This window comes from Halorubrum sp. SD612, assembly GCF_002135005.1.
Genome location: NZ_NEWI01000116.1, coordinates 1 through 8346, shown reverse-complemented (window position 1 = coordinate 8346; position 8346 = coordinate 1). Strand labels below are relative to the sequence as shown.

Here is an 8346-nt window from a genome sequence, read left to right as displayed (position 1 = left end):
AGCCGTCGCCGCTCATCGCGACCACCGCCTCGTCGCGGCCGCGACGAGGCGGTGGTCGCGATGAGCGGCGACGGCTCGGCGCCCGGAACGGCTGGCGACGGATCCGCGATTGCGACGGGGGGCGACGAGTCGGCGTCCGAAGCGCCAGCCGACTTCCACGAGGCGGACGCCCGGCCCCCGACGGTCGCGGTCGTCGCGAGCCTCGCCGCCGCGGGCGTCGCGGCGACCGCCGCGCTGATAGCGAGTCCGACGGGCGGCGCGCTGGTCGGGGTCGGCGCGCTCGCGTTCCTCGGCGGCTCGCTCCGGGGGTCGGCGCGAGTCCTGACGTGGGGCGCGACCGCGGGCGTGGCGGGGATCGCGCTCGCGGGGTACCGCGGCGCCCCGCCCGAAGCCCTGCTCGTCGCCGCCGTCGGGCTGGCGGTCGCGTGGGACGTCGCCGACCACGGGGTCGGCCTCGGGGAGCAGGTCGGACGGGGCGCTCGGGTCCGGCGGAACGTCGCGGTCCACGCGGGGGCGAGCCTGCTCGTCGGCGCGCTCGCGGCCGGCCTCGTGTACGGCGTCTCGCTCGCGGTCGGCGGCGGCCAGCCCGTGGCCGCGCTCGCGCTCCTCTTGGCGGGCGGTATCGCGCTGATCTCCGCGCTGCGGTGACAGTGCGAGCGCCAGGTTTACCGGGCCGCCCGCGCGCTGCGCGGCGATCGCGGACGCTTTTGTGCTGGCCCGGCGACGGCCGAGTATGCGAACCGAAGGGTGGTCGGCGTGACCGACCTCGTGACGTTCGGCGAGACGATGCTCCGCCTGTCGCCCCCGCGCGGCGAGCGGCTGGAGACGACGGACTCGCTCGACGTTCAGGCAGGCGGCGCCGAGAGCAACGTGGCGGTCGGCGCGTCGCGGCTCGGCGTCGACGCCGTCTGGCTCTCGAAGCTGCCGGACTCCCCGCCGGGGCGCCGAGTGACGAACGAGCTGCGGAGCCACGGAGTGACGCCCGAGGTGGCGTGGACCGACCCGGCTGAGGGCCGCGTCGGGACGTATTACCTCGAACGCGGCGGCACGCCGCGGGGGTCGAACGTCGTGTACGACCGCGGGGACGCCGCGATCACGACGGTGACGCCCGGGGACCTGTCGACGGCGTCGTTCGCGGACGCGAGCCGGTTCCACACCACCGGGATCACGCCCGCGCTGTCCGACCGCGCCGCGGAGACGGCGGCCGCGCTGCTGCGCGAGGCGGGCGACGCGGGGCTCACTCGCTCGTTCGACCTGAACTACCGGGAGAAGCTCTGGGACCCGGAGACCGCGCGAGCGGCCTACGAGAGCCTGTTCGAGCACGTCGACACGCTGTTCGTCCCGCGGCGGGACGCCCGCGAGGTGCTGGACCGCGAGGGCGACGCGGTCGCGATCGCGCACGGACTGGCCGCGGAGTTCGGCGTCGAGACGGTCGTCGTCACCCGCGGGACGGAGGGCGCGGTCGCGCTGCGCGACGGCGAGGTGTACGAGCAGGGCGTCTTCGACGCGGAGACGATCGACGCGATCGGCACCGGAGACGCGTTCGTCGCGGGCTACCTCGCGAAGCGGATCGACGGCGGCGACCTCCCGGCCGCGCTGGAGTGGGCGGCCGCGGTCGCGGCGCTGAAACGCACCGTCGCGGGCGACGTCGCCGTCGTCACGCCCGGGGAGGTCGAGGGCGTGGTGGCCGGCGACGGCGGCATCGATCGGTAGTCGACCGGCGCGGGGCGAGCGCCGGAGCTAAACCCTTATCAGCGCGCGGGTGGCAGGTACGCCCGTATGAGCGACCTCCCGGACGACTTCGACTGCACGCTCACCAACTGGGAGTACATCTACGGGCTCTGCCGCAACGTCTCCGACGCGGTGAAGCGGGCCGACTTCGAGCCGGACGTGGTCGTCGCCCTCGCCCGCGGCGGCTGGTTCGCGGGGCGGTGTATCTGCGACTTCCTCGGGCTCAACGACCTCACCAGCCTCAAGATGGAACACTACGTGGGGGCGGCCGAGAAGAGCGACGAACCGCAGATCCGCTACCCGATGCCCGAGGGGAGCGTGGAGGACAAGAACGTCCTCATCATCGACGACATCGCCGACACCGGCGGCTCGATCAGCCGCGCCGAGGAGTACGTCGAGGACCGCGGCGCGGGCGAGGTCCGCACCGCGACCCTCCAGCTCTTGGGCACCTCCGAGTTCCAGCCCGACTTCGTGGGCGAACGGCTCGAACAGTGGACGTGGGTCGTCTACCCGTGGAACTTCCTCGAAGACATGATCGACCTCACGGAGGGCGCCATGGAGCGCGCCGACGACTCGACGTTCTCGCGGGAGGACCTCCGGCACTACTTAGAGGAGTACCACGGCATCGGCCGGATCGAGATGGAGGTCGCCCAGCCCGGCCGCCTCGACGAGGTCATCGACGAGATGGTCCGGCGGGACGTGGCCGAGCCCGTCGGCGACGAGACGTGGGCGCTCGCCGAGTAGTCGGACCGAGCGATGGCCCCCGGAGACGACGCCGACGCTGACCCCGCAGACGACGCGGCGCTCGACGCCCTCCTCGACGCCTACGCGCTCAAAGACGAGCGGCGCACGGGGTGGCAGCTCCGCGGGGTCGACGAGCCCGAGTCCGTCGCCGCCCACTCGTGGGGCGTCGCGTACCTCGTGTTGACGCTCGGGGACCGGTTCCGCGAGGATCTCCCGGGCGTCGACCGCGACCGCGCCCTCCGGCTGGCGGTCGTCCACGACGTCGCCGAGGCGGAGACAGGCGACGTGGCGACGCGGGCGGCCGACGTGACGGCCGACGACGACGCGGCCGGGGACGCGGTCGATCGCGAGGCGAAGGTCGCCGCCGAGCGAGAGGCCATGCGCGACCTCGCCGGCCCGCTCCCGGAGCGCGTGCGGGACGCGTGGGAGACGTACGAGGCCCGCAATTCGCCGGAGGCGGTCCTCGTCAAGGAGTGCGACCTGCTCGACACCTGCCTCCAAGCCCTGCGTTACGAGCGCGGCGACCGGTACGACCCGGAGCGCGGCGATCCCGATGCGTTCCGCGAGTACGACGACCTCGACGAGTTCTTCGCGACGAGCGAGCCGCGGCTCCGGACCGACGCCGGGGAGGAGCTGTTCGCGTCGATCCGCGAGCGGTACCGGGCGGCGCGCGACCGGTAAGCGCTCTCGCAGTCCGGTAGCGCCCGCGACCCCGACCGTTCAGCGGTTGCGAGGCCATCGACGGGACGGCGCTCGACCGTCACCGGCGCGAGCGACACCAGTAAGTGTCGGCCGGACCGATTCGGGCCATGGCATCGAACCGCGACGACGGGGTCGCGTCAGACGGCCCGGCGACCGGAGCCGGCCTCGTCGACCGCTGGACCGCGCTCGACCGCGGCTGGCAGGCGCTCGCGCTGGGGCTCGGGATCGTCGCCGCGCACCTCGTCGGGCAGGCGCTGTGACGGGGATCGGCGAGGCGGTCCGCGCGTACCTGCCCGGCCTCGCGCTGCTCGCGGGCGGCGCGGTCGCCGCGACGCTCGTCGCGGACGCGGTCCCCGGCCTCCAGCCGCTCGTCGTCGCCGTCGGGATCGGCGTCGGGCTCGGCAACACCGTCGGGATCCCCGAGATCGCGGAGCCGGGCGTGAGCGCCGACAAGCTGTTCTTAGAGACCGGCATCGTGCTGCTCGGCGCGGCGGTGGCGGTCGAGGAGTTCCTCGCCGCGGGACCGACCGTCCTCGGGCTCGTGGTGGCGGTCGTCGCCGGCGGGCTCCTGTTCGCGGAGGTCGTCGCGCGCGGGCTCTTCCGGATCGGGTCGCCCACGTCCTCCCTGTTGGCGGCCGGCGCGAGCATCTGCGGGGTCTCCGCGGTCGTCGCAATCGGCCGGGTGCTGGACGCGCGCGGGACCGCGATCACCTTCGCGGCCGCGACGATCCTGCTGTTCGACGCCGCGACGCTCGTCGCGTTCCCGCTCGCGGGCGAGTGGCTCGGCCTCACCGGTCGGCAGTTCGGCGTCTGGGCGGGCGTGAGCATGTTCTCGACCGGCCCCGTCGCGGCCGCCGGGTTCGCCTACTCGCCCGAGGCGGGGCAGTGGGCGACCGTGACGAAACTGGCGCGCAACTCGCTCCTTGGCGGCGTCGCGGTCGCGTACTCGCTGGCGTACGCGGCGCGGTCGGCCGCCGACCCCGGCGTCCGGCGGCTGTGGGCGGAGTTCCCGAAGTTCCTGCTCGGCTTCCTCGCCGTGGCGGCGGTCGCCAACAGCGGGCTGCTCTCGCCGGCCGCGCTGGCGTCGATCGGGCGCGTGTCGGACGCGCTGTTCGCGCTGGCGTTCGTCGGCCTCGGGCTCTCGATCCGGGTCGACGACATGCGTGCGGTGGGCGCCGCGCCCGTCGGCGCGGTGCTCGTCCACCTCCTCGCCGTGAGCGCGGTCGCGCTCGCGGCGGTGCGCTGGCTGCTGTGAGACGGGTTCTCCGCGGAGCCGTCGACGACGCGCCGGGCCGTCGACCGCGGCCGCCGACCGCGTTCACTCCTTATAAGTAGCGAGCGGGCGCACTCGGGGTATGGGAACCATCGGATTCATCGGCGGCAGCGGCATCTACGAGGCGCTCCCCCTCAACGACGTGCGCGAGGTCGCGTTCGACACGCCGTACGGCGAGCCGAGCGACGCGGTGACGATCGGCGAGTTCGGCGACACGGGCCGCGAGGTCGCCTTCCTCCCGCGCCACGGCTCGAACCACGGCGTCTCGCCGACCGACCTCCCGTACCGCGCCAACATGTACGCCCTGAAGCAGGCGGGGGTCACCCACGTGTTCGCGTCGAACGCGGTGGGGAGCCTGAAGGAGGAGTTAGCGCCCGGCACGCTCGTCGTTCCCGACCAGATCTACGACCGGACGAAACACCGCGACCTCTCCTTCTACGGCGACGGGGTCGTCGTCCACCAGCCGTTCGCGGATCCGTACAGCCCCGAACTCGTCGACCACCTCACCGAGGCGGCCGAGTCCGCCGTCGGCGGCGAGGGGGACGACGGCACGGACGTCGTGAAGGGCGGCACTTACGTCTGTATCGAGGGGCCGCAGTACTCGACGCGCACGGAGTCGGAGTTCTACAAGAGCCAAGGCTGGGACCTCGTCGGCATGACCGCGATCCCGGAGGCGAAGCTGGCCCGCGAGGCCGAGATCGCGTACGCGACGATCGCCGGCGTCACCGACTACGACGTGTGGAAGGCGGACAGCGAGGTGACGCTCGAAGAGGTGCTCGAGAACGCCGAGCAGAACCAGGCGGCGATCAAGGCCGCCGTCGGGGAGGCCGGGCGGACCCTGCCCGAGGACTTGGAGTGTGACGCGCACACGTCGCTCGAAGGCACCGTCAACACGCCGACGGAGGCGATCCCCGAGGAGACGAAGGAGCGCGTTGAGCCCCTGCTCGGCGACTACTTGTAAATAGACGCGCCGTGCGGTGGCGCGTGCCTGTGAGCGGCCGGAGCGAAGCGGCGGCCACGAGGAGCACGCGCGAGGGAGTCGGTCGCCCGGAGCAGCGCGGAGGGCGACCGACGAGGCTGGGGAGGTGTGAGGTGCGGTGCTGTGCGGGGCGGGACTCAAAGGGGCAGCCGGGAGGCGGGCGCAGGCGACGCAAGCACCGCAGGGAGCGAGCAGCGCGAGCGACTGAGGAGCACAGCGAGCGTGCGCCCGCCTCCCGGCTGGGGCTTTGGTGGTGTTCGCCGTGGGTCCGCCATCAGCTATTTATAAGCGAGTGGCTCGGGCTTTGGCGGTGTTCGCCACCTGTCCGCCGTCGACATCGACTGTCTACACCCGAACAGACGAACCGGCGGCAGACCCGTCTTCGTCGTCTCGCCCGATCCGACGATTTAAAACGCTCACCTCGGCAACCACGTCGTAATGAGTCTCGTCGTCACCGACACTCTGGAAGACGAGCGCGTCGAGTTCACGGCCGACGGCGACGTCACGCTGTACGTCTGCGGCCTGACGGTGTCGGACGACCCGCACCTCGGCCACGCCCGCCTGTGGTTCCACGCCGACGTGCTCCACCGGTGGCTCGACCACCTCGGCTACGACGTGCGCCACGTGGAGAACGTCACCGACGTCAACGAGAAGATCACCGCTCGCGTCGGCGAGCGCGACGACTGGGCCGCGGAGTGCGACGTCGCGGAGACGTTCACCGCGACCACCTTCGACGCGATGCGCGGGCTGAACCTCAAACGGGCGGAAGTGTACCCGCGCGTCACCGAACACGTCCCGGAGATACTCGACCTGACGGAGACCCTGATCGAGAAGGGGTACGCCTACGAGGCGAACGGCTCCGTCTACTTCGACGTCACGAGCTTCGACGAGTACGGGAAGCTCTCGAACCAGGACGTCGACGCGCTCGAAGCGCAGGGCGAGCCCGACGAGCGCTCGGAGAAGCGCAACCCTGCCGACTTCGCGCTGTGGAAGGCGGACGGCGTGAGCGAGGCCGCGGCGCGCGAGCACGCGAAACACGACCACGGCGCCGAGACGCCGAGCGGCGAGACGTGGGCGTCGCCGTGGGGCGAGGGGCGCCCGGGCTGGCACGTCGAGTGCTCGGCGATGTCGACGACGCACCTCGGCGACACGCTCGACGTCCACATGGGCGGCCGGGACCTCGTCTTCCCGCATCACGAGAACGAGATCGCGCAGTCGGAGGCGGCGACCGGCGAGACGTTCGCGCGCCACTGGCTCCACGTCGGCCTGCTGGAGATGGACGGCGAGAAGATGTCCTCCTCGATCGGCAACTTCTGGACCGTGCCGGACGCCTTAGACGAGCTCGGCGTCAACGTGGTCCGCACGTTCTACGCCGGCGCCGCCTACCGGTCCGAGCAGGCGCTCACGGAGGAGACGATCGCGGAGGCCGAGGAGCGCTGGGAGCGCCTCTCGCGCACCTACGACCGCGCCGTCGAGGCGCTCGACTCCACCGCGGCCCGCGCGAAGGCCGAGGACGAAGAGCTCCGCGAGGCGGTCGACGCCGCGCGCGACGACTTCGCGGCCGCGATGAACGACGACCTCAACCTCCGGGAGGCGACCGCCGCGCTCTTGGACCTCACCGACGCGGTGAACCGCCACGTGGACGCAGTCGACGGGAGAGCCGGAGGCGACGCCGCCTACGACTACCGCGGGCTTCGCGAGGCGGTCGAGGCGTTCGAGGAACTGGGCGGCGACGTGCTCGGGCTCCAGTTCGAGTCGCCGAGCGACGGCGATGTGGACCTGGCCGGCGAGCTGGTCGAGCTGGTGCTGGACATCCGCGAGGCCGAGCGCGAGGCCGGCAACTACGAGCGCGCCGACGAGTTCCGGGACGCGCTTCAGGAGGTGGGCGTCGAGATCGAGGACGGCCCGGACGGCGCGACGTACCGGTTCGAGTAATACGGAACTTCGTGGTTTACCGGCGGGGTCATCGGTGCGGTGACAGTACCGGAAACCGCGGTCGTTCGGTTATAAACTGCTGCTGGCGGATCCACCGCGAACGCCTCCAAAGCCCCAGCCGTGAGGACTCGATGCGCTCGCTGCGGTCCTCGGCGCTCACTCCGTTCGCGCCTGCGGTCCTTACGTCGCGCGTCTTCGTCCTCGCGGCTGCCCCTTTGAGTCCCACCCCGCACAGCACCGCGCCTCACGCCTCCCCAGCCTCGTCAGCCGGCCTCCGCTTCGCTCCGGCCGGCTGACTCCCTCGCGCGGCGCTCCTCGCGCCCAGAGGGCGCTCGGAGGCGCGCGCCACCGCAGCGACTTGGCCACTCGTGAACCGAGCGAACAGAATGGAGTTGAGTAGAAATGAGTATCGCCGACTAGCGGCCCGGCGACCGCTGCCCACACCGCCGCGAGGTGATCCCCTCCTTCGAGCGGAACCGGCAGCCGCAGTCGGTACAGCGCACGAATGGCTCGCCCGGCTCGGTTTCGAGGCGATGTTCGCCCACCTCGAACGGGCGGGTCACGGTCCGGGGGCGGATCCGGTCCGGGATCGGCGTCGACGCCGACTCGCTCAGCGCGGCCCGCACGGCGATGGTGTCGACGTCGACCCCGTCCCACCGCGAGGCCTCCAGCGCATCTTCGCGGTCCGCGACCTCGGTCCAGCCGGTGACGACGACCGGGGAGTTCGTCTCCGTGTCGCTCACGACCACGACGAACCGGACGCCGCCCTCCACGAGGGCGAACCGCCACCCGTCGGTGCTGTTCCACCGGAGCTGCCCCTCGCGGATCGCGTCGCTCACGGTGCGCGTCGAGACGTACCGACCGGGCTGTTCGAGCCGCTCGCGGAAGTGATCGGTCAGCGCGTAGCGGCCCGGGTCGCGCACGGGCGGATCCCCCGGCGTCCGGGCGGCGCCCCCGCGCCCGTGCGGGGGGGCAACCGACC

9 protein-coding genes are annotated in these 8346 nt (G+C 72.4%); 8 read left to right on the top strand and 1 reads right to left on the bottom strand.

The window, feature by feature from the left end; genetic code table 11:
* Window positions 1–60: 60 nt before the first annotated feature.
* The 8 genes from B9G38_RS12395 to cysS all read left to right on the top strand — a co-directional run bounded on the left by B9G38_RS12395 (window position 61) and on the right by cysS (window position 7364).
* Entirely contained in the window at window positions 61–648 is a 588-nt protein-coding gene (locus B9G38_RS12395) for a hypothetical protein (RefSeq protein ID WP_086220567.1), read from the top strand.
* A 99-nt stretch (window positions 649–747) separates the two neighbouring features.
* Window positions 748–1713 carry a bifunctional 2-dehydro-3-deoxygluconokinase/2-dehydro-3-deoxygalactonokinase gene (gene kdgK1, locus B9G38_RS12390; RefSeq protein ID WP_198945682.1) on the top strand — a complete coding sequence of 322 codons (966 nt, stop codon included), beginning with the start codon at window positions 748–750 and terminating at the stop codon, window positions 1711–1713.
* A 66-nt stretch (window positions 1714–1779) separates the two neighbouring features.
* On the top strand, window positions 1780–2475 hold the full coding sequence (locus tag B9G38_RS12385; RefSeq protein ID WP_049931497.1) for a phosphoribosyltransferase: 696 nt from the start codon (window positions 1780–1782) through the stop codon (window positions 2473–2475).
* A 12-nt stretch (window positions 2476–2487) separates the two neighbouring features.
* Entirely contained in the window at window positions 2488–3156 is a 669-nt protein-coding gene (locus tag B9G38_RS12380) for an HD family hydrolase (protein ID WP_086216337.1), read from the top strand.
* Window positions 3157–3284: 128 nt separating this feature from the next.
* Complete coding sequence (locus tag B9G38_RS18280; RefSeq protein WP_167373068.1) at window positions 3285–3437, top strand: hypothetical protein; 153 nt, start codon at window positions 3285–3287, stop codon at window positions 3435–3437.
* Window positions 3434–4432 (top strand): YeiH family protein, encoded by a 999-nt coding sequence (locus B9G38_RS12375; RefSeq protein ID WP_049931496.1) that lies wholly within the window; start codon window positions 3434–3436, stop codon window positions 4430–4432. The genes B9G38_RS18280 and B9G38_RS12375 overlap by 4 nt, the downstream gene beginning before the upstream one ends.
* A gap of 100 nt (window positions 4433–4532) precedes the next feature.
* Window positions 4533–5411: an S-methyl-5'-thioadenosine phosphorylase gene (mtnP, locus tag B9G38_RS12370; RefSeq protein ID WP_086220566.1), complete on the top strand. Its 879-nt coding sequence runs from the start codon at window positions 4533–4535 to the stop codon at window positions 5409–5411.
* A gap of 456 nt (window positions 5412–5867) precedes the next feature.
* Window positions 5868–7364 carry a cysteine--tRNA ligase gene (gene cysS / locus B9G38_RS12365; RefSeq protein WP_086220565.1) on the top strand — a complete coding sequence of 499 codons (1497 nt, stop codon included), beginning with the start codon at window positions 5868–5870 and terminating at the stop codon, window positions 7362–7364.
* Window positions 7365–7780: 416 nt separating this feature from the next.
* Here cysS and B9G38_RS12360 read toward each other — a convergent pair.
* On the bottom strand, window positions 7781–8346 hold a 566-nt coding region (locus tag B9G38_RS12360; RefSeq protein ID WP_233127208.1), incomplete at its 5' end, for a hypothetical protein.